This window comes from Pseudomonas sp. H3_C08 (assembly GCF_054669455.1).
Genome location: NZ_CP162803.1, coordinates 3592501 through 3618813 on the forward strand (window position 1 = coordinate 3592501; position 26313 = coordinate 3618813).

Consider the following 26313-nt stretch of genomic DNA (forward strand, 5'->3'; position numbering starts at 1 on the left):
CTCCAGCAGGTGTATGCCACTAGTAAATCGGCAATTTGCCACTATCCTGTACAGGTAAGGAACAAGGATGCAGAACCCGCATAGCATGCACGTTCTGATGCCCTCGGACATCAATTGATGTGCAGCAGGAAGCGGGCAAGGATGCGGACAGAGGTGAAGATTTCTAACCAGTCCGCATTTCTGATAATTGGTGCTGGCATTACGCCTTTACCCAGCTCAATATTTGTCACAGAATTGACGCCAATGATCTGGCAATTTTGAGGCATGATGCGGGCCTCTTAACAATTCAGGTTGAACCATTTGGCGCGGATGCTTGTCCTACCACACATCCTGCGGCCAATCCCGAGAACCGCTCCCCTGAACTAACCGGTTAAATATATGCGCCCATTGAAACAGGCAATTTATTCCAGCCGTACGGCTGACAAGTTCGTCGTACGTCTGCCAGACGGAATGCGTGAACGCATTGCCGAGGTGGCTCGCAATCATCATCGCAGCATGAACTCCGAGATCATTGCGCGCCTTGAGCAGAGTCTTATTCAGGAAGGTGCACTGGGCGAAGAGCTGAGCATGCGCCTGGACAGCCCGGAGCTGTCGTTGCACGAGCGCGAGCTGTTGCAACGTTTCCGCCAGCTGTCTCACCGTCAGCAGAACGCCTTGGTGTCCTTGATTGCCCATGACGCCGAAATGGCAGCAGACGCGTCCTGAGCCATAACGAACATCTCAAGCCAGCATAATTGCTGGCTTTTTTTTGCGCGGATTTTGAGTTTTCCCAGGCAAAAAAAAAGCCCGCCAGATAGGCGGGCTGTTTCGCTGTAGCTGATCAGAGCAGGAATATTGTCGCCAGCCCGAGGAAGATGAAGAAACCTCCGCTGTCGGTCATCGCAGTAATCATCACGCTAGCCCCCATCGCAGGGTCTCGCCCCATCTTCGCCAAGGTCATAGGGATAAGTACCCCCATCAATGCAGCCAGCAACAGGTTGAGTGTCATTGCCGCGGTCATCACCACACCCAACGACCAACTTCCGTAAAGAAGATAAGCAACGACACCAATCACACCGCCCCAGACAAGGCCATTGATCAAGCCTACGGCCAATTCCTTGCGCATCAGGCGCGAAGTATTGCCGGTGCTTACCTGATCGAGCGCCATGGCGCGAACGATCATGGTGATCGTCTGGTTACCGGAATTGCCGCCAATGCCCGCCACGATCGGCATCAGTGCAGCGAGCGCCACCAGTTTCTCGATCGAGCCCTCGAACAGACCGATCACCCGCGACGCAACAAACGCAGTGATCAAGTTGATCGCCAGCCATGCCCAACGGTTACGAAGCGACTTCCAGACCGACGCGAAGATGTCTTCCTCCTCACGCAGACCCGCCATGTTGAGGACTTCGTTCTCGCTTTCTTCACGAATCAGGTCGACCATTTCGTCGATGGTCAGACGACCGATCAACTTGCCGTTCTTGTCGACGACCGGAGCCGAGATCAAGTCGTAACGCTCGAACGCCTGCGCGGCGTCGTAGGCATCTTCGTCCGGGTGAAAACTCACCGGGTCGCTGGCCATCACCTCGGCTACTTGTTTGTCAGGATCATTAACCAAAAGGCGCTTGATCGGCAGCACACCTTTGAGCACACCGTCGTAATCGACCACGAACAGTTTATCGGTATGGCCCGGAAGCTCTTTAAGGCGACGCAGATAGCGCAGAACGACTTCGAGACTGACATCCTCACGGATAGTCACCATCTCGAAGTCCATCAGCGCACCAACCTGCTCCTCGTCGTAAGACAGGGCCGACCGTACGCGTTCACGTTGCTGGTTATCCAGACTCTCCATCAGCTCATGGACGACGTCTCGCGGCAGCTCGGAAGCCAGGTCAGCAAGTTCGTCGGCGTCCATGTCCTTGGCCGCAGCCAAGAGCTCGTGATCGTCCATGTCGGCGATCAGCGTTTCACGAACGGAGTCGGATACTTCGAGAAGAATGTCGCCGTCGCGATCAGCCTTGACCAATTGCCAAAGCGTCAGACGGTCGTCCAGCGGCAAGGCTTCAAGGATATAGGCGACGTCGGCGGAGTGCAGATCATCGAGCTTGCGTTGCAGCTCGACGAGATTTTGCCGGTGAACCAGATTTTCGACGCGATCGTGATGCGCGCCTTCCTGGCGATGAGTCAGGTCTTCAACGACCCGTTGACGCTGCAGCAGTTCGACGACCTGAGCCAGGCGATCCTGCAGGCTTTCTTGCGTTTTCTTTACTTCGATTTCAGACATAGGCGAACTCCACTCCCAGCAGCGGGGCACGCCGGAAGGATCAATCAGTCAATTCATGATTGGTGAAACTATTTACTGAGTAACTACTGGGTAAGTCCATGGAGGTTTTCCATAAGCCCCGGCGGGGCTGACGGGCGCAATGATACACCGCCTGACGGTTTAAAACGTTAAAAAATCGCGGTCGAAACAAGCGCTTGCGAAACAAACCTGAGCACTGTCCTGATCCCTGCAAATGCGACGACTCATCCTGAAAAGAAAACACACCGGCACTGAAAAATGTAGCGACTACTCTTGAGCGTAGATCGTCATGGAGGACGCCGAATGCCATTGAAACCATCCCACCTTGTGCTCACCTGTCTGCTCTGCCTGCCGCCCACCGGGGCCGCCCTTACCCTCCATCGTTGCGAAGCCGATGATGGCAGCATCACCTTCACCTCGATGAGCTGTGCGCACGGCGAGCAGCGCTCAGCACAGGAAGTCCACCCCTATTCCCCCGGATCAGTCGTGGCGGTGATGCCGGAACACAACCATGAAGAAATATCCGGGATGACAACAAAAACTCGAGCACTGGGGATTGTTGGTCACGCTGAAGACAGATGCGGAAACCTGATCGACGCCAGGCAACGTCGCGAAGCGATCATCAATCGCCGTGTCATTGCCGGCATGAGCCAACAAGATGTCGAGAGCGCGCTAGGTAAACCGGACAAGGTAAATATCCGAACATCGACGACGAGCTATCGATACGACCTCAAGCGAGGACGTTCGGCTCAAATTGATTTTGACGAACGAGGATGCGTGAAAGCAAAAGCCAAATCCCGGACAGCAAAAAGCCCGCGTTAAACGCGGGCTTTTTGGTATATGGTGCACTCGACAGGATTCGAACCTGTGACCGCTCGGTTCGTAGCCGAGTACTCTATCCAGCTGAGCTACGAGTGCATTTGTGTTTTTAGACCAGACCACAACTGGCTGAAACCAAGTTATTCACATTGCTGCAACTAACTCTTAAATGGTGCACTCGACAGGATTCGAACCTGTGACCGCTCGGTTCGTAGCCGAGTACTCTATCCAGCTGAGCTACGAGTGCATTTGTGTTTGTTAGACCAGATCACACCTGGTTGAAGCCGAGTCACTTACATTGCTGTAACTGACTCTTAAATGGTGCACTCGACAGGATTCGAACCTGTGACCGCTCGGTTCGTAGCCGAGTACTCTATCCAGCTGAGCTACGAGTGCATTTGTTGCGCCGCATTATAGCCCGTCTAATCTCTATTCCAACCACTTTTTCTATTAATTTCAACAACTTACAGAAAAAGCCAGATTACAACGTACTAAGCAAATAATGGCGGAGAACGGGGGATTCGAACCCCCGACACCCTTTTGAGGTGTACTCCCTTAGCAGGGGAGCGCCTTCGGCCACTCGGCCAGCTCTCCGCAACACGGGGCGTATCTTAACCAACCTTTTCCCCGTTTGCAAACATAAAACCGATAAAAATTAATGGCTTGGTTCTTCGTCCTTCTCTTTCTTTATACGCAGGTAAATTTCCTCACGGTGCACGGCAACCTCTTTCGGGGCGTTGACGCCAATACGCACCTGGTTTCCTTTAACGCCGAGCACGGTCACGGTGATTTCGCCATCACCGATAATCAGGCTTTCTGCGCACCGACGAGTCAGAATCAGCATACCTTTCTCCTTACGCAATTCAGTTCAGGGACAACAGTCTGCAAAAAAAAGGCACCCGACCTACAACCGGAGCGATCGTAGCCCTACATGCCTGAGTATTGACCAGCGCGAGCAAAAGAACAGTTCAGGGCTCGCGCCATTCAAAAAATAAAGGGCGCGGTCAGACCGCGCCCTTCAAGAAACGGAATTACTCGCCCTGACGGGCCGGAGCATCCAGTTCGAAAGCCGTGTGCAGGGCGCGCACGGCCAGTTCCAGGTACTTCTCTTCAATCACCACGGAAACCTTGATTTCCGAGGTCGAGATCATCTGGATGTTGATGCTTTCTTTCGCCAGGGATTCGAACATGCGGCTGGCCACGCCTGCGTGGGAACGCATGCCGACGCCGACGATCGAGACCTTGGCAATCTTGGTGTCGCCAACCACTTCACGGGCACCGATCTCGCGAGCGGTGTTTTCCAGCACGGTCTGTGCGGCCTGGTAGTCGTTGCGGTGCACGGTGAAAGTGAAGTCGGTGGTGTTATCGTGCGCAACGTTCTGCACGATCATGTCGACTTCGATGTTCGCGGCACTGATCGGGCCGAGAATCTTGAACGCCACGCCCGGGGTGTCTGGCACGCCACGGATGGTCAGCTTGGCTTCATCGCGGTTGAAAGCGATGCCGGAAATGATCGGCTGTTCCATGGTTTCCTCTTCATCAATAGTAATGAGGGTGCCCGGACCCTCCTTGAAGCTGTGCAGTACGCGCAGCGGAACGTTGTACTTGCCGGCGAATTCCACCGCACGGATCTGCAACACCTTAGAACCGAGGCTGGCCATTTCCAGCATCTCTTCAAAGGTAATCTTGTCCAGACGCTGAGCGACCGGCACAACGCGCGGGTCGGTGGTGTAGACACCATCAACGTCGGTGTAGATCTGGCACTCGTCAGCCTTCAACGCGGCAGCCAGTGCCACGCCGGTAGTGTCGGAACCGCCACGACCGAGGGTGGTGATGTTGCCGTGTTCGTCGACGCCCTGGAAACCGGCGACAACCACCACGCGACCTGCTTTCAGATCACCGCGAATCTTCTGGTCATCAATCTGCAAGATACGCGCTTTATTGTGCGCACTGTCGGTCAGGATCCGCACCTGATTACCGGTGTACGACACTGCCGGCACGCCGCGCTTGATCAGCGCCATGGCCAACAGGGCAATCGTCACCTGCTCACCAGTGGAAACGATCACATCCAGTTCACGCGGAACCGGTTGAGTGTCGCCACTGATTTGTTTGGCCAGATCGATCAGACGGTTGGTTTCGCCGCTCATTGCAGACAGCACAACCACCAGGTCATCGCCGGCATCGCGGAATTTCTTAACCTTGTCGGCGACCTGCTCGATTCTCTCGACAGTACCGACCGAGGTGCCTCCAAATTTCTGTACGATCAAAGCCATTTCAAAGCCGCCTCTGCCCATGAAGGGCGCCCAATAATCACTCGAACAGCCGCCGGGCCCGCCACTAGACTGCGGGCCGGGCGGACTGCCTTATAAACCCTGCTCGACGAATGGAACGGTCAGCGCCAGTGCGCCATCCAGTGCGCCGGCGTCGATACCGCCGCCCTGCGCCATGTCCGGACGACCACCGCCCTTCCCGCCCACTGCCGCAGCAGCCTGCTTCATCAAATCACCGGCTTTGAGTTGGCCAGTCAGGTCCTTGGTTACGCCTGCAACCAGTACGACCTTTTCCTCATGGACACTGCCGAGCAGGATCACTGCGCGGCCGAGTTTGTTTTTCAGCTGATCAACCAGCGCCAGCAGCGCCTTGGCGTCCTGACCATCCAGACGTGCGGCCAGAACCTTCACATCCTTGACGTCCACTGCCGAGTTCGACAGATCGTCGCCCGCGGCGCTGGCAGCCTTGGCCTGCAACTGCTCCAGCTGCTTCTCCAGTTGGCGGTTGCGCTCCAGCACAGCCGACAGCTTGTCGATCAGGTTGTCGCGGCTGCCCTTGACCAGGCTGGCCGCTTCCTTGAGTTGTTCTTCTGCCGCGTTCAAGTAGGCCAGTGCCGCAGCACCAGTGACTGCCTCGATACGACGCACACCCGAAGCCACACCGCCTTCGCTGATGATTTTCAGCAGGCCAATGTCGCCGGTACGGTTGGCGTGGATACCGCCGCACAGCTCGACGGAGAAATCGCCGCCCATGCTCAGCACGCGCACGTTGTCGCCATACTTCTCGCCGAACAGCGCCATGGCGCCTTTGTTCTTCGCGGTTTCGATGTCGGTTTCTTCGGTTTCAACCGCGGAGTTCTTGCGAATCTCCGCGTTGACGATATCTTCCAGCGCTTTGATCTGTTCCGGCTTGATTGCTTCAAAGTGACTGAAGTCGAAACGCAGACGCTGGCTATCCACCAACGAACCTTTCTGCTGAACGTGCTCGCCCAAGACCTGACGCAATGCAGCGTGCAGCAAGTGCGTGGCCGAGTGGTTCAGCGAAGTGGCGTGACGCACTTCGGCGTCGACGTGAGTTTCCACCGGAGCGCCAATGATCAGGCTGCCCGAATCCAGCACGCCGTGGTGCAGGAATGCGCCGCCGGTCTTGGTGGTGTCACGTACGTCGAAACGCGCGTTACCTGCCTGCAGGAAACCGCAGTCGCCGATCTGGCCGCCGGATTCAGCGTAGAACGGCGTCTGATTCAGAACGATCACCGCCTCTTCGCCTTCATTCAAGACGTCGACCGACTGGCCATCTTTATAGATAGCGACAATTTTTGCCGAACCGCTGGTGTCTTTGTAGCCGGTAAACTCGGTGGCGACATCAACCTTGACCAGGGTGTTGTAATCCAGACCGAACGAGCTGGCCGAACGCGCACGAACACGCTGGGCTTCCATCTCACGCTCGAAACCGGCTTCGTCGACAGTCAGGCTGCGCTCACGGGCGATGTCGGCGGTCAGGTCCATCGGGAAACCGTAGGTGTCGTAGAGTTTGAACACCACGTCGCCCGGCACCACGGTGCCTTTGAGTTCCAGCAGATCCTGCTCGAGGATCTTCAGGCCGTGCTCCAGCGTTTTGGAGAACTGCTCCTCCTCAGCCTTGAGCACACGTTCGATGTTGCTCTGCTGCTTCTTCAGTTCCGGGAACGCTTCGCCCATCTCGGCGACCAGCGCCGCGACGATCTTGTAGAAGAAGCTGCCGGTGGCGCCCAGTTTGTTACCGTGACGGCAGGCGCGACGGATGATCCGGCGCAGCACATAACCGCGACCTTCGTTGGACGGCAGCACGCCGTCAGCAATCAGGAAGCCGCACGAACGGATATGGTCGGAAACAACCTTGAGCGACGACTGATCGCCATTTTCGCAACCGATGGCTTCAGCCGAGGCCTTCAGCAGGTTCTTGAACAGGTCAATGTCGTAGTTGGAATTGACGTGCTGCATCACCGCACTGATCCGCTCCAGGCCCATGCCGGTGTCGACCGACGGCGCTGGCAACGGATGCAACACGCCATCGGCGGTGCGGTTGAACTGCATGAACACGTTGTTCCAGATCTCGATGTAACGGTCGCCGTCTTCTTCCGGCGAACCCGGTGGGCCGCCCCAGATGTGGTCGCCGTGATCGTAGAAAATCTCGGTGCATGGGCCGCACGGGCCGGTATCGCCCATGGTCCAGAAGTTGTCGGAGGCGTAAGGCGCGCCTTTGTTGTCGCCGATGCGGATCATGCGCTCGACCGGCACACCGATTTCTTTGGTCCAGATGTCATACGCTTCGTCGTCGGAGGCGTAGACAGTGACCCAGAGTTTTTCCTTCGGCAGTTTCAGAACGCCGGTCAGGAAAGTCCAGGCAAAGGTAATCGCGTCGTGCTTGAAATAGTCGCCGAAGCTGAAGTTACCGAGCATTTCGAAGAATGTGTGGTGACGAGCGGTATAACCGACGTTTTCCAGGTCGCTGTTCTTGCCACCGGCACGCACGCATTTCTGGCTGCTGGTCGCGCGGGTGTACGCACGTTTTTCCTGGCCCAGGAAGCAGTCCTTGAACTGGTTCATCCCCGCGTTAGTGAACAGCAGGGTTGGGTCGTTGCCCGGAATCAAAGAGCTGGAGGCTACACGGGTGTGGCCTTGCTCTTCGAAGAAGCGAAGGAAGGCTTCACGGATTTCTGCGCTTTTCATTAGGTTCTTCCACGGAGGCTGCGGCCAAAGGCCTGTTCGAAACGTCAACAGACGAAGCGACGGCAAAGGGCCGCATTATATCGGCCCTACGCGCGGGGTACAGCGTGTTTATACGATAGAAACGGTCAATTGGACGGCTAACGCTGTCACTTGCGCGAAAACTCGACGAATGTCGCGATCACTTGCTCGATTTGCGAGCGATTGACGTCCATGTGCGTGACCATGCGCAGACGCGCGGCAGCGCTCAACTTGATCCCGCGCTCGGCGGAAAAGGCCTTGATCGCTTCAGCTTTTTCACCCATTTGCACATAAACCATGTTGGTTTGCACCGGTTCTACGATGAAACCTGCTTCACGCAAGCCCTCGGCCAGTAACTGTGCGTTGGCATGGTCGTCTGCCAGGCGATCAACATTGTGGTCCAGCGCATACAGCCCCGCCGCTGCCAGCAGCCCAGCCTGACGCATGCCGCCGCCGACCATTTTGCGCAAGCGACGGGCCTTGCCGATCAACTGCTCAGAGCCACACAGCACTGAGCCCACCGGCGCGCCAAGGCCTTTGGACAGGCACACTGACACCGAATCAAAGTACTGAGTGATTTCCCGGGCATCGACGCCCAGCTTGACTGCCGCGTTGTAAAGACGCGCGCCGTCGAGGTGCAACTGCAAGCCTTTGTCCTGAGTGAAGCAGCGGGCGCGGGCCAGATACTCCAGCGGCAGCACTTTGCCCTGCATGGTGTTTTCCAGCGCAAGCAAACGAGTCCGAGCGAAATGGAAGTCGTCAGGCTTGATCGCCGCCGCGACCTGATCCAGATCCAGCGAACCGTCGGCCTGCACTTCCAGCGGCTGCGGCTGGATCGAGCCCAGCACCGCCGCGCCACCGCCCTCGTATTTGTAGGTGTGCGCCTGCTGGCCAACGATGTATTCGTCGCCGCGCTCACAGTGCGCCATCAACCCCAGCAGGTTGCTCATGGTGCCCGTCGGTACGAACAACGCGGCAGCAAAACCCAGTCGCTTGGCCAGTTCGGCCTCGAGACGATTGACCGTCGGATCTTCGCCGTAAACGTCATCACCGGTGTCCGCTGCGGTCATCGCATCGAGCATGGCGGGAGTCGGTTGGGTGACGGTGTCGCTGCGAAGATCGATAACGCTCATGAACCTGGCCTCTAATCAGCAGGGGAAATCCCTTTACGAAGTTGAATTACTGCGGTCATCGCTCGGATTAATCAACCCTTGCGCAAGGAAAAGTCGTTTCGAACCGCCAGAAAATTCGATGGCAATCATCAGAAAGGCGCAATGCACACAGCCACAATCTGTGTTAAAAACGCTGCGCCGCCCGAGAAAGGGCGGCAAAAACGTTCTCAGGGCGGGGTGCAATTCCCCACCGGCGGTAATTGCGCGCAATGCGCATAGCCCGCGAGCGCTTGGCGACGAACACAGCTTCGGTTGTGCGCGATGGCAAGGTCAGCAGACCCGGTGTGATTCCGGGGCCGACGGTCATAGTCCGGATGAAGAGAGAACGGGATTAACGCCAAAGGGCCGTCCGCGCGATGTTGTGCGTGTGCGCACCCTTGAATCCCTTTCGATTCATAACGCCCTGTTTTTCACACAAACAGGAGTCAGAACATGCAACCCACCGCTATCGACAGCAAAAGCAAACACCCTCACGGCGACCGCGTCGCGTTCATTCAGGCCTGCTGGCACAAGGAAATCGTCGACCAGAGCCGTAAAGGCTTCGTCGCCGAAATGCTTGCCTTGGGTTATCAGGAATCGGACATCGACATCTTCGAAGTCGGCGGTGCTTTTGAAATGCCTCTGCACGCCAAGTTGCTGGCCAAGACCGGTCGTTATGCCGGCATCGTCGCCGCAGCCCTGGTCGTGGACGGCGGCATCTACCGTCACGAGTTCGTCGCTCAGTCGGTGGTCAGCGGCCTGATGCAAGTGCAGCTGGAAACTGAAGTGCCGGTGTTCTCGGTATCCCTGACGCCGCATCACTTCCATGCCGGTGACGAGCATCAGAAATTCTTCTTTGAGCACTTTGTACACAAGGGCCAGGAAGCGGCACGGACTTGCGCCGATACGCTGCGCAAGGTTCGCGCACTGCGCCGCACCGAGCCGCATGCTGTAGCGGTCTGACGCCGGGTGAGGTTTTGACCTCACTCAAATCAAATGTGGGAGCGAGCCTGCTCGCGAAGAGGGACTGCCAGTCGATGATAAGTTGACTGATAGACCGCTTTCGCGAGCAGGCTCGCTCCCAAATTGGTTTGTGCCGGTTTAGAGATCGCTGTCAGGCGAGGTTTTCGTCGGTAGTCGGGACGATCAGGATGCCCGCGCGCAAGCCGTTCTTGACCTTGGGATTGGGAAAGATGATACGTGCTCCCTCTTCCTCAATGACCCAACGGGTATTGGCCAGATCTTCGGCCAACACATAGCCCATCTCCAACTCTGAAAAGTTTTCGATGTCCTGCGGCAGGTTCAGACGGAATGCATCGCTGTGCTTGATGATTTCCCGGGCGACGCTGAACAGCTGCAAACCGTCCAACCCCTGCTCCGCCATCTCCGGCTCGTTGCCTTCAATGATCTGCTGCAGACGGGTTTCCAGCAGCGACACATTGACCCCGTCGTTCTGCCCGAACGGCCGCGCCTTGCCCAGTTCCAGCGTGAAAGCCTCGGCACCGAGCTTGTCGTAGGTGTACGAGCTGAAGACGATCGACGGTTTGTTCTGCAACAGCACCGCTTCCATTCCGGCAGCGCGCAGACGTGCCAGCTCCAGACGCGAATGCTGACGACCTTCCTTCCACGGATACAGCGCGAACTGCTCGATCTTCGAACCGCGAATCGCCGTGTGCAGGTCATAGTGCAGACGCTGGCGATCCGGCAGGCTGAAGAAACTCGCCGCCAGACGTTCCAGCTCACAGGCACGCAGCGCTTCGCTGCCACTGCTTTGTTCATGACGGCCGTTGAACAGCCGATTGACGTCCTGCTCGACGAAACGCTCGCCCTTGCGAATCGCTTCCGGGTTGCCGAACAGGAACAGAATGCGTGCGCGCGGCTTCAGATCGCCGCGGGCGATGTCGTGCAGCAGCCGGTCAAGCAACTCGATCGGCGCTGTTTCGTTGCCGTGAATACCTGCCGACAGCAGCAGGTCCAGGCCATTGTCGCGTGCTTCGGGTGGCCGCACTTCCAGCGCACCTTCGCTCAACCAGCGCATACGCACGCCTTCGACAGTCAGTTGAGTCTTCTCCGCCGGTTCACGGCCGGCGAGGGTCAGTTCAAGCAGTTTGCCGAGGGCGAGCATAGAGCGGTTTCCTTAGTGATCGTGGTTGCAATCCGGGCCGTGCACGTGGTCTTCGTCGTCGCCGACGTCAGCCGGTTCCATTTCCAGTTGCAGACTTACCAGATTAGTCGCCAATGGGCGCAGCAGCAGGTTGGCGTACTCGGCGTCACCTTCTTCAACGTCCACGCCGATCAGCAGTTGGCCACGGCCGTCCTGCTGGATCCACAGCTCTTTGCCTTGCCACATGACCGCGACGCGGGTGCACGAGGTTTGCAGTTGCGTGCCGTCGGTGTCTTCAAGGATCAACTGCAGGGAATCGCTCATTTTTTTACTCTCTTGGTGAGACAAGCCGCGCGCCGCGTTCAGGCGACGCGCCGGCCATCAATTGATCTGGAATGGATAAACCGCGCCCAGTTTAAGGATTTGCGTCAGTTCATCCAGTGCCGTCCGGCATTCAAGCAGCAATTGCGGATCCGCCAGATCGGTTTCGCTCAGGCGGTCGCGGTAGTGCTTTTCAACCCATGCGGTCAACGAACCGTACAACGGTGGCGTCATGATAACCCCTGGGTTGACCGCCGCCAGTTCGGTTTCGTTAAGCGCGACGCGCAGTCGCAGGCACGCCGGGCCACCACCGTTCTGCATGCTTTGCTTGAGATCGAAGACTTTCACTTCGCGGATCAGGCCGCCGGAGCTGGTCAGCTCTTGCAGGTAAGTCCAGACGCGCTCGTTGGCCTGGCACTCTTGCGGCACGATCAGCAGCATCGAACCGTCAGGACGCGAGAGCAACTGGCTGTTGAACAGGTAGGAACGCACCGCATCATCCACGGTGACTGCCGAACGCGGCACACACACGGACTGGAAGTTGCCGCCGACTTTGGCGAGCTTGCTTTGCAGTTCGGCCAGCATCTGATCGGTCTCGAGGAACGCGTCCTCGTGATAGAACAGCACTTCACCGTTACCGACGGCGATCACGTCGTTGTGGAACACGCCTTGATCGATCACGTTCGGGTTCTGCTGCGCGTAAACCACGCCTTCGTCACGCAGACCGTGCAGACGCGCAACGGCTTGCGAGGCTTCGAGGGTCTGGCGCGCCGGATATTTCTGCGGCGCCGGGTAGCGATTGTCGAAGGCACTGCGACCGAATACGAAAAACTCGACGCCCGCTTCGCCATATTCGCGGCAGAAACGTGTGTGGTTGGCCGCACCTTCGTCGCCGAACTGCGCCACTGCCGGCAACGCGGCGTGATGGGCGAAGTGCTGCTGATTGGCGAACATCGCGCCGAGCACGCGGCTGGTGGTCGGGTGCTCGATGCTGCGGTGGTATTTGCAGTTGAGGTTGGCTGCGGTGAAATGCACCCGACCGTCTGCGGTGTCGGCACTCGGGCTGACAGTCGCGGCGTTAGCCACCCACATGCTCGACGCGGAACAACTTGCGACCAGCAGCGGCATCGCCTCTTTGGCGGCGCGCTCGATCACCTGCGCGTCGGTACCGCTGAAGCCCAGACGGCGCAGAGCGGCCACGTCCGGACGCTCCTGCGGTGCGAGCACGCCTTGCTGAAAGCCCATTTCCATCAGCGCTTTCATCTTCGCCAGACCTTGCAAGGCCGCTTCCTTCGGGTTCGAAGACTGCTGGCTGTTGCTCTGGGAAGCAACGTTACCGTAGGACAGACCACCGTAGTTATGGGTCGGCCCCACTAGACCGTCAAAATTGACTTCATAGGATTTCATCAGCGAGGCTCCACGAGAATCTGTTGTTATAGGCTTCAGGTAACAATTCAGTCAGACCGCGTCGCGGCTATCGCGAGCAGGCTCACTCCTACAGGGATTTTCATCGCTCTTGTAGGAGTGAGCCTGCTCGCGATGGCCGTTACGCCATTTTCACGCCAGGCGTCAGGGCAGCAGGCAACACCAGGCTTGGGGTTTCCAGCGAGGCTACCGGGTACGCGCAGTAATCCGCCGCGTAATAGGCGCTGGCGCGGTGGTTGCCCGAAGCGCCGACACCACCAAACGGCGCGCTGCTCGCAGCGCCGGTCAGCTGCTTGTTCCAGTTGACGATACCGGCGCGGCTTTCCAGCCAGAACTGCTGATAACGCGCTTCAGAATCCGACAACAGACCTGCGGCCAGGCCGTAAGCAGTGTCGTTGGCTTCAGCGATCGCCGCTTCGAAATCGGTGTAGCGGATTACTTGCAGCAACGGGCCGAACAGCTCTTCGTCCGGGCGATCGGCAACTGCGGTGACATCGAGGATGCCCGGGGTCAGCAGCGCGGCCTGGGCCTGCGGCTGAGTCATTTCCAGCAGTGACACGGCGCCGTTGGCCAACAGATGTTCTTGAGCATCCATCAGCGCTTTCGCCGCGCCGAGGGAAATCACCGAGCCCATGAATGGCGCTGGTTGCTGATCGAATGCACCGACCTCAATGCTCGCACTGACTTCCACCAGACGCTTGAGCAGACTGTCGCCCCACGCGCCTTGCGGCACCAGCAGACGGCGTGCACAGGTGCAACGCTGACCGGCAGAGATGAACGCCGACTGAATGATCGTGTAAACCGCCGCATCCAGATCAGCGACCTGATCCACCAACAGCGGGTTATTGCCACCCATTTCCAGCGCCAGAATCTTGTCCGGACGCCCGGCAAACTGCTGGTGCAGATGGTTGCCTGTGCGGCTCGAACCGGTGAAGAACAGACCGTCGATGCCCGGGTTCGCCGCCAGTGCGATGCCGGTTTCGCGCGCACCTTGCAGCAGGTTCAAAACGCCTGCCGGCAGACCGGCTTCGATCCAGCACTTGACCGTCAGCTCGGCGACTTTCGGGGTCAGTTCGCTGGGCTTGAACAATACGCTGTTGCCGGCCAGCAGCGCCGGAACGATATGGCCGTTCGGCAAGTGCCCAGGGAAATTGTAAGGACCAAACACCGCAACCACGCCGTGCGGCTTGTGGCGCAGTACGGCGGTGGCGTCGCCCAACGGGCCGCTCTTCTCGCCGGTACGTTCACGGTAGCTCTGCACCGAGATGGCAATTTTGTTGACCATGCTGGTCACTTCGGTCGCCGATTCCCACAGTGGTTTGCCGGTCTCTTCACCAATGGTGCGAGCCAGTTCGTCAGCGTGGTTTTTCAACGACGCGGCAAAAGCCTCAAGCACAGTGATGCGCTCTTCCAGCGTACGACGTGCCCAGCCTGGAAACGCCTGACGCGCAGCTTGCACAGCCGACTCAACCTGCGCAGCCGTGGCACCCTCCCCCGACCACAGCACTTGCTGGGTCACCGGGTTCAGCGATTGAAAGGCTTCGCCCTGGCCGGCCAGCCACTCTCCTGCGATGTATAGCGAATTCATTATTTCGACTCCCGTGCAGCGGACAACGCCACGGCGCGCACTTGATCGCCAGCGTTGAGTTGAAGACGTTTGGCGGTCTGCGGATCGACCACCAGAGTGCCGGCAGCCAGACGCGCCGGCGCAGCGGTGATGCGGCAGTCTTCGCGTTTGCGGTTATGGATGATGAACGGCGTGGCGTCTTCGCCCGGCGTGCCAACGGCGAGCACCAGCGCTTCACTGTCACGCACTGCGCGGATCTTGCCGGTTTCGCATTCGATGGCCGGACCTGCGTCGAAGATGTCGACGTAACCCTGGTAGCTGAAACCTTCGCTCTTGAGCATCACCAAGGCGGGCTCGGTGTCCGGGTGCACCTGACCGATGACGTTACGTGCGCCTTCGGAGAGGAAGCAGGTGTACAGCGGGAATTTCGGCATCAGCTCAGCAATGAACGCCTTGTTGCCGACACCGGTCAGGTAATCGGCCTGGCTGAATTCCATCTTGAAGAAGTGACGACCGAGACTTTCCCAGAACGGTGAACGGCCGGCGTCATCGGACACACCGCGCATTTCGGCGATGATCTTGTTGCCGAACAGCTCAGGGAATTCCGCGATAAACAGCATCCGCGCCTTCGACAGCATGCGACCGTTCAGACCGTTGCGGTAATCGGCGTGCAGGAACAGCGAGCACAGCTCGGAATTGCCGGTCAGATCGTTGGCCAGAAACAGCGTCGGGATCTCGCGATAGATGTTCAGCTCTTGCGAAGCGCTGACGGTCAGACCGACACGGAAGTTGTACCACGGCTCACGCAGACCAACGGCGCCAGCAATGGCGGAAATCCCTACCACGCGGCCGTCGTCGTCTTCGAGCACGAACAGGTAGTCCGCGTCGCCACGGCCAGCTTCGCCGCGAAAGGTCTTCTCGGCCCAGCCGACCCGGTGGGCCAGACGTTCTTCATTGGCCGGCAACGTGGTCAGGCCGGTGCCGGTGCTGCGGGCCAGGTCGATCAGAGCGGATAAATCGCTGCTGCGTACGGGACGAACAATCATGCTATCTCCTCAAACGGGCCGCCTTCGCCACCCGTGAAACTCGCTAAGGCGTTAAACCGCCACCAGGCGCACGCTGGCACCTTCACCGACGCCCAGGGCTTCGGCCGCTTCCAGATCCAGAGTCACCGGTTTGCCCGGTGCGTAATCCAGCTCCAGCAACACCGCGCGGTAATCCTGCAACTGCGCGTTAGCCACCAGATACTGACGCCCGGCACCTTTCACCGGCTCGCCGATCTTCACCGGCACCACGCGGCTCTGAGCGATCGAACGGATCCCCGACACACGTGCATGCAGGGTCGGGCCACCGTCGAAAATGTCGATGTAGTGATCGGTCTCGAAGCCTTCGCGCATCAGGATGTCGAAGGTGATCTGCGCACGCGGGTGCACCTGGCCCATCGCCTCTTGGGCGGAATCCGGCAGCAGCGGTACGTAGATCGGGTAATGCGGCATCAGCTCGGCGAGGAACGTACGGCTTTTCAGCCCGCACAGGCGTTCGGCTTCGGCGTAATTGAGGTCGAAGAAATTGCGACCGATGGCATCCCAGAATGGCGAGTCGCCGTTCTCATCGCTGTAACCGACGATCTCGGTCACCACCGAATCGGCGAAACGCTCAGGGTGGCTGGCGACGAACAGCAGACGGCCACGGGAGTTGAGCTCGGACCACGGCGAACCGACCAGCTCGCGCTGCACGTAGAAACTGGTCAGCAAGCTGTTGCCAGTCAGGTCGTGGCACTGCGAAAGCACGTGGATCTTGTTGTGGATCTTCAGCTCGCGGGAGGCGTGGACGAAGGTCTCGTTGCGGAAGCTGTAGAACGGCTCCGAGTAACCGGCCGAAGCAACAATCGCCGAGCAGCCGACCAGCTTGCCGGTGGCGGTGTCTTCGAGGACGAAGAAATAGCTCTCCTCGCCATTGAAGCTCACTTCGGCGGCAAACGAGGCTTCGCTCGCGGCGATCTTGTCGCTCAGACGTTCCACGTCATCCGGCAAGGAAGTGACACCAATCGGGCTGTCCGCAGCCAGACGCTGTACCTCGCCCAGATCAGCCATTTGCGCGGGGCGCATCACCAGCATGGTGTCACTCCTTTCTCTTATAAATTCACAGAAAAAAATAACCGGGCCTACATGGAGATCAATGTAGGAGTGAGCCTGCTCGCGATTGCGGTCTGTCAGAAACCAATGAATTGACTGACATACCGCAATCGCGAGCAGGCTCACTCCTACAGTTGATCTGGTCCGGCATAAAATTTTGATCGACGCCTGAAAAACTCCAGGCGCCGAAGGGTCTATCAGGCTTGCGTCAGTGCAGCAGCAGCGCGTTCGAAGCGGTCCAGGCCAGCATCGATATCGGCGTCTTCCACCACCAGGCTCGGGGCGAAACGGATCACGTCCGGGCCGGCTTGCAGAATCATCAGGCCTTCTTTTTCAGCGGCGTTGAAGATGTCTTTGGCCTTGCCTTTCCAGGCATCGCTCAGCACGCAACCGATCAGCAGACCGAGACCACGCACCTGAGTGAACAGGCCGTATTTCTCGCCGATCTGCTCAAGGCGCGCCTTGAACTTGTCGTGCTTGGCGTTCACGCCGTTCAGCACTTCAGGGGTGTTGATCACGTCGATTACCGCTTCAGCGACCGCACACGCCAGCGGGTTGCCGCCGTAGGTGGTGCCGTGAGTGCCGACGACCAGATGTTTGGCCAGCGCTTCGGTGGTCAGCATCGCCGCGATCGGGAAACCACCGCCCAGGCTCTTGGCGCTGGTCAGGATGTCCGGGGTCACGCCGTAATGCTGGTAAGCGAACAGCTTGCCGCTGCGGCCCATGCCGGTCTGCACTTCGTCGAACACCAGCAGCGCGTTGTTCGCGTCGCACAGTTCGCGGGCACCTTGCAGGTAAGCCAGTTCGGCCGGCAGTACGCCGCCCTCGCCCTGGATCGGTTCCAGCACGACCGCGCAGGTCTTGTCGGAAACGGCGGCTTTCAGCGCGGCCAGGTCGTTGTAAGGCACGTGGGTGATGCCGGTGATTTTCGGGCCGAAACCGTCGGAGTACTTCGACTGGCCACCGACGTTGACGGTGAACAGGGTACGACCGTGGAAGCTGTTCAGCGCCGCAATGATTTCGTACTTCTCAGTGCCGAAACGGTCGAACGCAACGCGACGGGCCAGCTTGAACGCGGCCTCGTTGGCTTCAGCGCCCGAGTTGCAGAAGAACACGCGCTCGGCGAACGTGGCATCGATCAGCTTGTGCGCCAGGCGCAGGGCTGGTTCGTTGGTGAACACGTTGGACACGTGCCACAGCTTGTTCGCCTGTTCGGTCAGTGCACCGACCAGCGCCGGGTGCGCATGGCCCAATACGTTAACGGCAATCCCGCCGGCGAAGTCGATCAGCTCGCGGCCGGCCTGATCCCAGACGCGGGAACCGGCGCCACGCACCGGAATGAAAGCGGCAGGCGCGTAGTTGGGAACCATTACCTGGTCGAAATCGGCGCGTTGTACCGCAGCGTGCTCAACGGACATCGGAGTCTCCTGAAGAGGAACACTCGCCTGAAACTGGCGAGCTTGGTGAGGATTGTAAGGACAGTTTTCAGCCCGGCCTTGTCGCCAAGCGACAACTTCTTATAGCGCAAACCCCGGATTTTCCCGGGTTTACGGCAATGCGACATATAGCGTCGCAAAGGCGCAGTTTAACTGGCACCGTCGATTTGCGGCAGGCTGCAGAGAATACCAACTCAACCCTGCGACAAAGATATAAATATGTACCGCACAAGGGTGGCCGGTTCCTGATTTGCTGCGCGTTCTTTTCAACGCCAAGGAATGGCCCATGCACCTGACTCAGCCACACCCTCCGACAGCCTCGACCGCCACGAACAACGCGCTGCATCCAGACGATCATTACCTGCCACTGAAAAATGCCTTGCCCGATTGGCTCGGCGCCGCGACACCGACTCGCCGCCTGGCACTCACGAACAGCCTGCCGCGCCTGTCCCTCACTCTCCAGTCGGCACCTGCCGAGCAACATCAGCAGATGAATAGCCTCAACGCCACGCAATGGGCCGCGCAGAGCAAGGTCGATCAAAGCCTGGAACACTTGCAGGACGCCAGCACCTTTGCCGAGCCCTTGCTCCAGCAAGAACTGAAAAACCGTTTCGGTCTGGACCTGGATGTGCGCAACACCTTCGTGCGCCTGTACATCCCCGCAACCACTCCGTGGTTTCCGATCCGCACTGGTACGCGCGCCTGGACCGTGTCTTTACTGGAGGCCGCGCTGCACAACTTCGAGGAATCGGAAACCCATAACGACGCCTTCGAAGCTGACTCGACCTTCGTCACTCGTCCCACCGTCAGCGGCCAGTTCAGTCCCCTGCCGGCGATCAAGGCGAAAATGAGCATCGCCGCTTTCACCCGGTTGTGCCGAAGGCTGGACATCGGCGCGCGATACAAGGCCCATCTCGAAGACAACCTCGGCTATACCGATCCGATGGTGGCCACCGTGCTGCGCAACAAAATCGATGACAGCCAGAAAGCCGCGATGAAAGCCGCCCTTCAGTGGGCGCGGATGAACCGCGATGTATCGGAAAGCTATTTTCGCTTGATCGATGCCGTGCTCGACGGCATGAAGGGCCTGTACATCAGCGGGGCAGCGGTGTTGTGCCATGACATGGGGATGCTGTGCGCACCGCTGACCGGTATCGTCGTGTTTGCCCCCGACCTGTACGCCTCGCGAGACCCGGCACGGGTGGTGGCTTATGTCCCCGATGATCCCGAGCACCCTTTCAAGGAATACGCCTCGACCTACGAACTGGTCGCCGAACTGACCCGCCAGTTGCGCTCGAAAGACTACCAGCAGTTTTTCAGCCGATTCGTGAACCACGAACATCGAGGTGTTTTCTTCAGTACCCTCAATAGCCGCTTGAGCCAGATCATGTGGCACCCGCCCGAGTCCGGCAGCTCGCTGCCCGCATGGCGCGACACCGCTGTCGAGCGCCCGGATCTGCAAACCACGCTGACCGCGTTCCATGACAATCTCTGGCAACACATCCATCACGCGAAACTGAACAAGATCTTCAATGACGCCCGGGTGATCGCCGTACCCACCGCCGTGGTCGACCAGAAAGCGCGCTGGGCCTTCTGGGACTCGGTGAGCAACATCATTTCCACCATCGTGCAGACCGCCGCGCTGATCGTTGCGCCGTTCGTGCCGGTGCTGGGTGAAGCCATGATGGCGTACATGGCCTATCAAATGCTCGATGAAGCGTTCGAAGGCGTCATCGAGTGGGCGCAGGGGCGAACGACCGAAGCCTTGGAACACTTGATGGGCACCGTGGAATCGATGATCCAGTTGGGCCTGTTCGCCGTGGGCGGCAAGATTGGCGCGGCCGAGTTCCGCAAGATTTTGCCCAAGGAAGTCGTGGCGTTCATCGACCGCTTCAAACCGGTAAAACTGGCCAGTGGCAAGACCCGCTATTGGGAGCCGGATCTCGAACGCTACAAGCACCCGCAGGTTCCAACGGCAGATTCGCAACCCGATGCGCTGGGTTTGCACACGCATCAGGGCAAGCGCCTGCTGCCCTTGGAGGATGCCCACTTTGCAGTAAAAGAAAGCCAGGTGCCGGGGCAGTACCGCATCGAACACCCGAGCCGCCCCGACGCTTACCAGCCGGTGGTGCGCCACAATGGCGAAGGCGCCTGGCACACTGAACTCGAGCAACCGCTGGAATGGGATGGCGAGACGGTTCTGCGCCGTATCGGTTCTTCCGTCGAGAGCCTGTCGCCGAACGAGCGCGAAACCGTCTTGCGGATCAGCGGAACCAGCGAAGACGCTTTGCGCAAAATGCACGTCAATCAGGAAAAAGTCCCGCCTTTGCTTGCCGACAGTATCCAGCGCTTCAAGATTGATCAGCAGTTGCAACGCTTCATCGATCAGCTCGACAGCAATGTCGCCGAAGAGTTTTTGCGCGCTGATCCGGTCACACAGCTGCAGGTGCTCAGTGAATACGGGCGTTGGCCAAGCGATAAGTGCCTGCGTCTGCTCGATCGACAAGGGCAGCAGCTGTGGCAATCGTCTGCGGACGCAAGCCTGCCCGTGACCGAACTGCGCCAGGACAGACTGCTCGGTGACGACGTGCTTAAAACCCTGCTCTATAGCCTCGACGAGACGCAGATCAAAGCCTTGTTGAACGAACCCTTTGCGGGACCGACGCAGTCCGTCGAGGTACGCAGCCAGAACCTGCGCAAGCAAGTGGCCGATCTCGCCAAACGCAACAGAAGCGCGCTGTTCGAGGCGCGTTATCAGGCCCTTCAGCCCCTCGATGATCCGCTGGCGGCACGACTCAAGGCCCACCCTCCCGAACTGCCGGCCAGCATCACCCGCGAACTGCTCGATAGCGCGACCGGCAGCGAACTGTTGCAGATCAGCGAAGGACAATTGCCCGCGCGCCAGCAGGCACTCATGCAGATGGCCAGTCAGGAGGTGCGCGTTACCCGTGCCTATGAAGGCCTGGAGCTGGACTCGGTGAGCAATTCCGACTCCGACTCTCTGGCGCTGCACAGCCTCAAATTGTTGCCGGGCTGGAGCGGCGACGTACGCATCGAGATCCGGGACAGGCGCTACGAGGGCCCGCTACTGGACACCATCGGCCGTGAAGATGCAGCCGCACACAAGGTTCTTGTTCGCCGCGACGATGGCCAATATCAACCTTACGACGATCGTGGGCAGCAGCTGCATTCGTTCAGCGATTTTTATTCCAGCCTGTTGTACGCATTACCCGACAGCGAGCGCCAGAACCTCGACATCCGGATTGGCCAGGGCCAGGCGCTGAAGGCGACCATTCGCGAACGTACGCTTGAGCGCAACGAGTTGCGTCAGGTGATCGGCGATACGCCGACCCAACCGTCGGCTGTCGACACGCTGCGGCTGCTGGGGACCGATGGTTATCCCCCAGCTCCACCACGTCCGCCGCGCCCCAGTACCCAACCGCGCACACTCGAAGAAGACATCCGGGTGCTCTATCCGCGAATGTCGAACCGTGAGGTGGGTTATCTCGCCGAAAGCATGCTGCGCAGTCCCGCTGGCCCGCGCGCAGAGATACTTCGCTTGCAAAATGACTACCTGCAATTGCAGAACGAACTGCATGTCTGGGCCAACAATCCGCCCGCCATTCACCCCGAAACCGGTACGGCGCTAACGCCGCTGGAGAGGCGCGCCGAAATCCAGAACCGCAGGTTGCTCAGGGACGAATTACTCAAAAGCTGGCGACGGGAGAACGTCACGCACTACGATCAACAAGGCTTCGCCGCCGAATACGTCGTGCACCTGACGCCCGCCATCATCGGCGACTTGCCCGTCCTGTCGAGTGACTTCACTCATATCACTTCACTCGTCATTGATGGCAGCCCCATGACCACCTCGGTCGACCGCTTTTTGCAGTCTTTCAGTCAGTTGCAGAAGCTTGATGCGAGCAACCTCAACCTGCCAAGCCTGCCACAAGCGCTGACCTCGATGCGCTCGCTGCGCGAATTGAGATTACGCGATTGCCGAGTCAGCCTGACAACGGTCACCGAGTCGGTGCTCGCCTCAATGCCGCAACTCACCCTGCTCGATCTGCAAGGCAACGCGCTGGGCTTGCCGCCGGACCTGCACTCAATGCCTGCATTGCGTTACGTCAACCTGTCGAATACCGGTATTTACACGGTGCCCGACGACTTGCTGGATCATCCACGCCTGATCTCGGCGCAATTCGATCGCAACCGCATCACCCGGATACCGGAAAGGTTTTTCAACCTCTCCAGCTCCCTCAGCAGCGGTTACACCTTTGCTGACAACCCATTGAGTGCGGCCTCTCGCGAACGGGTGAAAGTGTTCTTCGAGCACACCGGAAAGTACTTCGGTGTCCGGCCTCCGCAGGAAGATCTGCAGCGCACGATCGCCTTGTTCCCAGCCCTTGACGCTGACAAAGCTACACAGGTGTTGTACCGACTGCCCGGACCGTTGGCCGAATTCGGTGCACAGTTGTCGCGCTGGGAAGATGAACTCGGCGCCCTGAACCTCGAACTCAATCAATGGACCAACCAGGCCGCCGTCATTGACCCTGAGACGGGCGAACGTCTGCCCCTTGAAGCACAAACCCGCGAACTGGATGCCAGGCGATCCTTTGCGCAACAGATCGAGCAGCTCTGGCGCAGCCCGCCCGGCTACTACCGCCTCGAAGCACTCAGGGCAACAGCCACGTTCACGGGGGATATGCCGACGCTCAGCGCCGGTTTCGAGCACGTTACCCGGCTGGACCTCACCGGCAACGCCAATATCACCAACGCCCTGCGCTTCGTCGAGTGCTTCCCCAACCTGGCCAAGCTGAAAATGAACGGCTTCGAACTGGAGCCGCTTGCGCTTGGCGAAGTAAAACTGCCTCGACTGACCGACCTGAAGCTGAAAAATTGTGGCGTGGTCATGACCCCGGAAAATCAGGCTGTGCTGCTGTCACTCGACAGCCTCGACTCGCTGAACTTGAGCAACAATCCGTTGGGGACGTTCCCCGACCTGAACCTGTTGCCCCAACTGTACAATCTCGACCTGTCCAACTGCGGGCTGACCGTCGTGCCGGAAGGATTGACCAGCCATCCGGGGTTTCGAACCGTGGTGCTTGCGGGGAACCGCATCACGCAACTGCCGGACGCGCTGTTCGACCTTCCCGCCGATCGCAGTTACGGCATTGACCTTGCCGACAACCCGCTATCGGCAGCCTCCCGCGACCAGATCAAGAACTACTTCCGCAGCCATCGAAACGACTTTGACGTACTGGCTGACGAGCAAGACGTTGCCCTCGCCCGGCAGTTGTTTCCCGTTCTGGACGCCCAAGAGGCCAGCGAGATGATCTACGACTTGCCTGGCGACCTGGCCGGCGGCCGAAAACAACTCGTGCGCTGGAGAGCGGAGCTGCAACAAATGCGCGAGGATCTGGCGCTCTGGGCCCTGGAAACGCCATCAGCGCACCCGGTTACAGGCCAGGTGCTTAGCGAAGGTGAGCGTCTGGTGCAGCAAGCCGCGCGTTCCGCCTTCAAGGAGTTCATGGAGGGTTTCTGGCGCGAAAGGTCAATTGCCACCGGTACACGCACCGCATCTTTTACGACAGACTTGGAGTTCTTCGGCGAACTACCCCGCCTCACTGTGAGTTTCGATCATGTGACAAGCCTCAAGCTTGCAGGCAATGCAACGACCACAGGCATCGAGTCGTTTGCTGCCTTGTTCCCGAATCTTCAGGCGCTGGAACTGAAAGCCTTCGCGCTCGATGACATCCCCTCATTCGTCGGGCGCCTCAAGGATCTCAAAGCGCTCAAACTGACTGACTGCGCGCTGACACTCACGCCTGAAGGGCAGCAACTGCTCGGTGCCATGTCCAAACTGCAGTTGCTCGATCTGAGCCACAACCCGCTGACAATCGCACCTGATTTGAACGCCTTGCCAGACCTGACGAGCGTTTCACTTGCCCATACCGATATCAGCAACGTGCCCAAGGGTATCGCCGAACATCCGGCACTTGAAATTCTCCATCTCAATAACAACAACATCACCGAGCTGCCGGACGCGATTTTCAGCTTGAGTTCCGATCAGGCCGACGGCGTATATCTGAACGATAATCCGCTGTCCTTGAATGCTCGCGAGCGCATCAAGCGCTACTACGCCACACATGGGCGCAACTTCCGGGTCAAACCGGCATCGGCTGACATTGCCATGGCGCAAAGACTGTTCCCGCGACTGGGTGACAACGCGGCCATCAACATGATTTATCGCCTTCCCGGGACATTGCTGGCCGGCACGACTCAACTGCTCGGTTGGGAGGCAGAAATCGCCCGAATGATGGGAGATCTCAACGCGTGGCGTGAGCGTTTGCCGGTCAACAATCCGTTGACTGAACTGCCATGGACTGCGCAGGAAAGAGCCACAGAACTCGCCGCCAGACAAGAGTTCAGCGACGAGCTTGAGCAACTCTGGCGCGGCCGGCGTAACGACAATTCAGCACTACGGCTCAACACCTTCGATGCCAAGCCGGCGTTTACCGGTGAGTTACCGGAGCTGAGCACCGATTTCACTCACATCAGGCATCTCAAACTTCAGGGCAATCCAGGGCTGAAGGTTTCCGGGGGGTTTCTCAGAAGCTTCAGCGGATTGCAGGGGCTGGAACTGCTGGACTTCTCCCTCGGCCGCATACCTCAAGCGCTGCAAAGCCTGCCGTCGCTCGAAACACTGATGTTGGGCAAGTGCCAGATCACTCTGGATCCTGGCGGACAAGCGATCCTGTCCACGCTGACCCGATTGAAATCGCTGGACTTGTTCAGCAACACATTGCAGGCCACGCCCGATGTATCGACACTGCAAAACCTGACGTTCATCGGTCTGATCAACACCGGGATCGATAGTGTGCCTGTCGGGCTGGAACAGCTGCCGCATCTGGAAGAGGCGTTGCTGAGCCACAACAACATCATCGAACTGCCGGCGGAACTGACGCGTTATTCTGGCCGCGGCATGGAACTGGGCAGCAACCCGTTGTCAGAGGCTTCCAGAGAACGAGTCAAAGCCGCTTTCCAGGCCAAGGCCGACAACTTTGGTATCACCGCTCGACAGGACGACATCGAACTGGCTCAAAGTCTTTACCCATCGCTGTCCGGCTTCGACGCCAACGATCTTATCTACAGCCTTCCGGGTACGCTGGCCGATGGACGTCTTGAGCTGATGCGCCGCAGAACCGACCTGGCCGGCCTGCTCGACCGCCTGGACACCTGGGCAAATGAGCCTCCCAGCGATCCTGTAACGCAGATGCCACTTGGGAACGACGCTGCAGCCACGGAAAAACTTAATCGCCAAACCTTCAGGCTCAACCTGGAAAAGGAACTGCGCCGAACGCCCACGTTCCTGACAGATCCAGCGGTTTACTGCGAGTTGTCGTTTACCGGTGAGCTGCCGCCGCTGACTGCGCGCTTTGAACACATTGAAAAGTTGAATCTGACCACCAAAGCGTCCGCCCCGCGTCGGGTTGATCGTCTGCTGGAGCTTTTCCCGAAGCTCAAAGATGTCTACATCCGCAAATTTCCGCTGGGCGAGATTCCCGCCCCGATCTTCGCTATGGACAGGCTGCGCAGCCTGCATCTGCCCGACTGTGGAATCACCCTGACTGAACCGGCTGCAGAGGCCTTCGCAGGCTGGAAAAACCTGAGTTCCGTGGACCTGAGCAACAATCCGCTCAACATTGTTCCAGACCTGAGGCATCTCCCGCAGTTGGACAATCTGCGTCTCGGCAATTGCGCCTTGAGCAAGGTGCCTGACGGTCTGTTCGAGCTGCCTCAATTGACGAGCGCGGACTTGTCCGGGAACGCGATTACCGAGTTGCCAGGCGAGTTTCCTTTACAGCCCGGCGACGCGGTGACCGAATACAACTTCGACGACAACCCCCTTCACCCGGAAAGTCAGCAACGCCTGGACAGATACACCACGGCGTTTAACGAGCAAATGAACGAAAGATGGATGACGGGGGTCCGGAGCGAACTTGACGACTTCGTGGATTCGGATTTTTCCGATGGCGAGGAGCGACCATTACCATCGACAAGGCATAGCTGA

The 26313-nt window shown here is 58.7% G+C and carries 17 protein-coding genes, 4 tRNA genes and 1 riboswitch; of the genes, 4 read left to right on the forward strand and 17 right to left on the reverse strand.

The window, feature by feature from the left end:
• Window positions 1-110 precede the first annotated feature (110 nt).
• Window positions 111-266 carry a hypothetical protein gene (locus tag AB4N74_RS16445; RefSeq protein WP_460096650.1) on the reverse strand — a complete coding sequence of 52 codons (156 nt, stop codon included), beginning with the start codon at window positions 264-266 and terminating at the stop codon, window positions 111-113.
• 112 nt (window positions 267-378) lie between these two features.
• On the opposite strand from AB4N74_RS16445, the gene AB4N74_RS16450 reads away from it, so the two are divergent.
• Window positions 379-705, forward strand: a complete 327-nt coding sequence (locus AB4N74_RS16450) for an Arc family DNA-binding protein (RefSeq protein ID WP_003178899.1) — start codon at window positions 379-381, stop codon at window positions 703-705.
• A 115-nt stretch (window positions 706-820) separates the two neighbouring features.
• On the opposite strand, the gene mgtE is transcribed toward AB4N74_RS16450, so the two are convergent.
• Window positions 821-2263, reverse strand: coding sequence for a magnesium transporter (gene mgtE, locus AB4N74_RS16455; RefSeq protein ID WP_007919330.1), 1443 nt, complete (start codon window positions 2261-2263; stop codon window positions 821-823).
• Window positions 2264-2584: 321 nt separating this feature from the next.
• Between mgtE and AB4N74_RS16460 the strand changes: the two genes are divergently transcribed.
• Window positions 2585-3103, forward strand: a complete 519-nt coding sequence (locus tag AB4N74_RS16460) for a cell envelope protein SmpA (RefSeq protein WP_460096652.1) — start codon at window positions 2585-2587, stop codon at window positions 3101-3103.
• A 19-nt stretch (window positions 3104-3122) separates the two neighbouring features.
• On the opposite strand, the gene AB4N74_RS16465 is transcribed toward AB4N74_RS16460, so the two are convergent.
• The 8 genes from AB4N74_RS16465 to ltaE all read right to left on the reverse strand — a co-directional run bounded on the left by AB4N74_RS16465 (window position 3123) and on the right by ltaE (window position 9233).
• A tRNA-Arg gene (locus tag AB4N74_RS16465) sits at window positions 3123-3199 on the reverse strand.
• A gap of 71 nt (window positions 3200-3270) precedes the next feature.
• Window positions 3271-3347, reverse strand: a tRNA-Arg gene (locus tag AB4N74_RS16470).
• Window positions 3348-3419: 72 nt separating this feature from the next.
• Window positions 3420-3496, reverse strand: a tRNA-Arg gene (locus tag AB4N74_RS16475).
• A gap of 107 nt (window positions 3497-3603) precedes the next feature.
• A tRNA-Ser gene (locus tag AB4N74_RS16480) sits at window positions 3604-3694 on the reverse strand.
• Window positions 3695-3755: 61 nt separating this feature from the next.
• Entirely contained in the window at window positions 3756-3944 is a 189-nt protein-coding gene (gene csrA / locus AB4N74_RS16485; RefSeq protein ID WP_002554426.1) for a carbon storage regulator CsrA, read from the reverse strand.
• Between the two features lie 187 nt (window positions 3945-4131).
• Entirely contained in the window at window positions 4132-5373 is a 1242-nt protein-coding gene (locus tag AB4N74_RS16490; RefSeq protein WP_007919332.1) for an aspartate kinase, read from the reverse strand.
• Window positions 5374-5463: 90 nt separating this feature from the next.
• The gene (alaS, locus tag AB4N74_RS16495; RefSeq protein WP_460096654.1) at window positions 5464-8082 is read right to left on the reverse strand and encodes an alanine--tRNA ligase; all 2619 of its coding nucleotides are present in this window, start codon (window positions 8080-8082) and stop codon (window positions 5464-5466) included.
• 146 nt (window positions 8083-8228) lie between these two features.
• Window positions 8229-9233 (reverse strand): low-specificity L-threonine aldolase, encoded by a 1005-nt coding sequence (ltaE, locus tag AB4N74_RS16500; protein ID WP_257355932.1) that lies wholly within the window; start codon window positions 9231-9233, stop codon window positions 8229-8231.
• A gap of 198 nt (window positions 9234-9431) precedes the next feature.
• Window positions 9432-9603: riboswitch (FMN riboswitch) on the forward strand.
• Window positions 9604-9704: 101 nt separating this feature from the next.
• Between ltaE and AB4N74_RS16505 the strand changes: the two genes are divergently transcribed.
• Window positions 9705-10214, forward strand: coding sequence for a 6,7-dimethyl-8-ribityllumazine synthase (locus tag AB4N74_RS16505; protein WP_186625027.1), 510 nt, complete (start codon window positions 9705-9707; stop codon window positions 10212-10214).
• 151 nt (window positions 10215-10365) lie between these two features.
• Here the strand turns inward: AB4N74_RS16505 and astE are convergent, their stop codons facing one another.
• The 7 genes from astE to AB4N74_RS16540 all read right to left on the reverse strand — a co-directional run bounded on the left by astE (window position 10366) and on the right by AB4N74_RS16540 (window position 18221).
• Window positions 10366-11376, reverse strand: coding sequence for a succinylglutamate desuccinylase (gene astE / locus AB4N74_RS16510; protein ID WP_093430392.1), 1011 nt, complete (start codon window positions 11374-11376; stop codon window positions 10366-10368).
• Between the two features lie 12 nt (window positions 11377-11388).
• Entirely contained in the window at window positions 11389-11679 is a 291-nt protein-coding gene (locus AB4N74_RS16515) for a hypothetical protein (protein WP_016983958.1), read from the reverse strand.
• A 57-nt stretch (window positions 11680-11736) separates the two neighbouring features.
• On the reverse strand, window positions 11737-13083 hold the full coding sequence (gene astB / locus AB4N74_RS16520; RefSeq protein WP_257355933.1) for an N-succinylarginine dihydrolase: 1347 nt from the start codon (window positions 13081-13083) through the stop codon (window positions 11737-11739).
• Window positions 13084-13222: 139 nt separating this feature from the next.
• A complete protein-coding gene (gene astD / locus AB4N74_RS16525) occupies window positions 13223-14692 on the reverse strand; it encodes a succinylglutamate-semialdehyde dehydrogenase (RefSeq protein WP_460101161.1) in 1470 nt (489 codons plus the stop codon).
• The gene (astA, locus tag AB4N74_RS16530) at window positions 14689-15714 is read right to left on the reverse strand and encodes an arginine N-succinyltransferase (protein ID WP_460096657.1); all 1026 of its coding nucleotides are present in this window, start codon (window positions 15712-15714) and stop codon (window positions 14689-14691) included. The genes astD and astA overlap by 4 nt, the downstream gene beginning before the upstream one ends.
• A gap of 51 nt (window positions 15715-15765) precedes the next feature.
• Window positions 15766-16785, reverse strand: coding sequence for an arginine/ornithine succinyltransferase subunit alpha (aruF, locus tag AB4N74_RS16535; protein WP_007951057.1), 1020 nt, complete (start codon window positions 16783-16785; stop codon window positions 15766-15768).
• Between the two features lie 215 nt (window positions 16786-17000).
• A complete protein-coding gene (locus AB4N74_RS16540) occupies window positions 17001-18221 on the reverse strand; it encodes an aspartate aminotransferase family protein (protein ID WP_008077923.1) in 1221 nt (406 codons plus the stop codon).
• Between the two features lie 304 nt (window positions 18222-18525).
• Between AB4N74_RS16540 and AB4N74_RS16545 the strand changes: the two genes are divergently transcribed.
• Complete coding sequence (locus tag AB4N74_RS16545) at window positions 18526-26313, forward strand: dermonecrotic toxin domain-containing protein (protein ID WP_460096659.1); 7788 nt, start codon at window positions 18526-18528, stop codon at window positions 26311-26313.

Excerpts from the sequence above, each read along its gene's own strand:
- AB4N74_RS16445 (WP_460096650.1), bottom strand. The coding sequence starts at position 266 with ATGCCTCAAAATTGCCAGATCATTGGCGTCAATTCTGTGACAAATATT.
- AB4N74_RS16450 (WP_003178899.1), top strand. The coding sequence starts at position 379 with ATGCGCCCATTGAAACAGGCAATTTATTCCAGCCGTACGGCTGACAAG.
- mgtE (WP_007919330.1), bottom strand. The coding sequence starts at position 2,263 with ATGTCTGAAATCGAAGTAAAGAAAACGCAAGAAAGCCTGCAGGATCGC.
- AB4N74_RS16460 (WP_460096652.1), top strand. The coding sequence starts at position 2,585 with ATGCCATTGAAACCATCCCACCTTGTGCTCACCTGTCTGCTCTGCCTG.
- csrA (WP_002554426.1), bottom strand. The coding sequence starts at position 3,944 with ATGCTGATTCTGACTCGTCGGTGCGCAGAAAGCCTGATTATCGGTGAT.
- AB4N74_RS16490 (WP_007919332.1), bottom strand. The coding sequence starts at position 5,373 with ATGGCTTTGATCGTACAGAAATTTGGAGGCACCTCGGTCGGTACTGTC.
- alaS (WP_460096654.1), bottom strand. The coding sequence starts at position 8,082 with ATGAAAAGCGCAGAAATCCGTGAAGCCTTCCTTCGCTTCTTCGAAGAG.
- ltaE (WP_257355932.1), bottom strand. The coding sequence starts at position 9,233 with ATGAGCGTTATCGATCTTCGCAGCGACACCGTCACCCAACCGACTCCC.
- AB4N74_RS16505 (WP_186625027.1), top strand. The coding sequence starts at position 9,705 with ATGCAACCCACCGCTATCGACAGCAAAAGCAAACACCCTCACGGCGAC.
- astE (WP_093430392.1), bottom strand. The coding sequence starts at position 11,376 with ATGCTCGCCCTCGGCAAACTGCTTGAACTGACCCTCGCCGGCCGTGAA.
- AB4N74_RS16515 (WP_016983958.1), bottom strand. The coding sequence starts at position 11,679 with ATGAGCGATTCCCTGCAGTTGATCCTTGAAGACACCGACGGCACGCAA.
- astB (WP_257355933.1), bottom strand. The coding sequence starts at position 13,083 with ATGAAATCCTATGAAGTCAATTTTGACGGTCTAGTGGGGCCGACCCAT.
- astA (WP_460096657.1), bottom strand. The coding sequence starts at position 15,714 with ATGATTGTTCGTCCCGTACGCAGCAGCGATTTATCCGCTCTGATCGAC.
- aruF (WP_007951057.1), bottom strand. The coding sequence starts at position 16,785 with ATGCTGGTGATGCGCCCCGCGCAAATGGCTGATCTGGGCGAGGTACAG.
- AB4N74_RS16540 (WP_008077923.1), bottom strand. The coding sequence starts at position 18,221 with ATGTCCGTTGAGCACGCTGCGGTACAACGCGCCGATTTCGACCAGGTA.
- AB4N74_RS16545 (WP_460096659.1), top strand. The coding sequence starts at position 18,526 with ATGCACCTGACTCAGCCACACCCTCCGACAGCCTCGACCGCCACGAAC.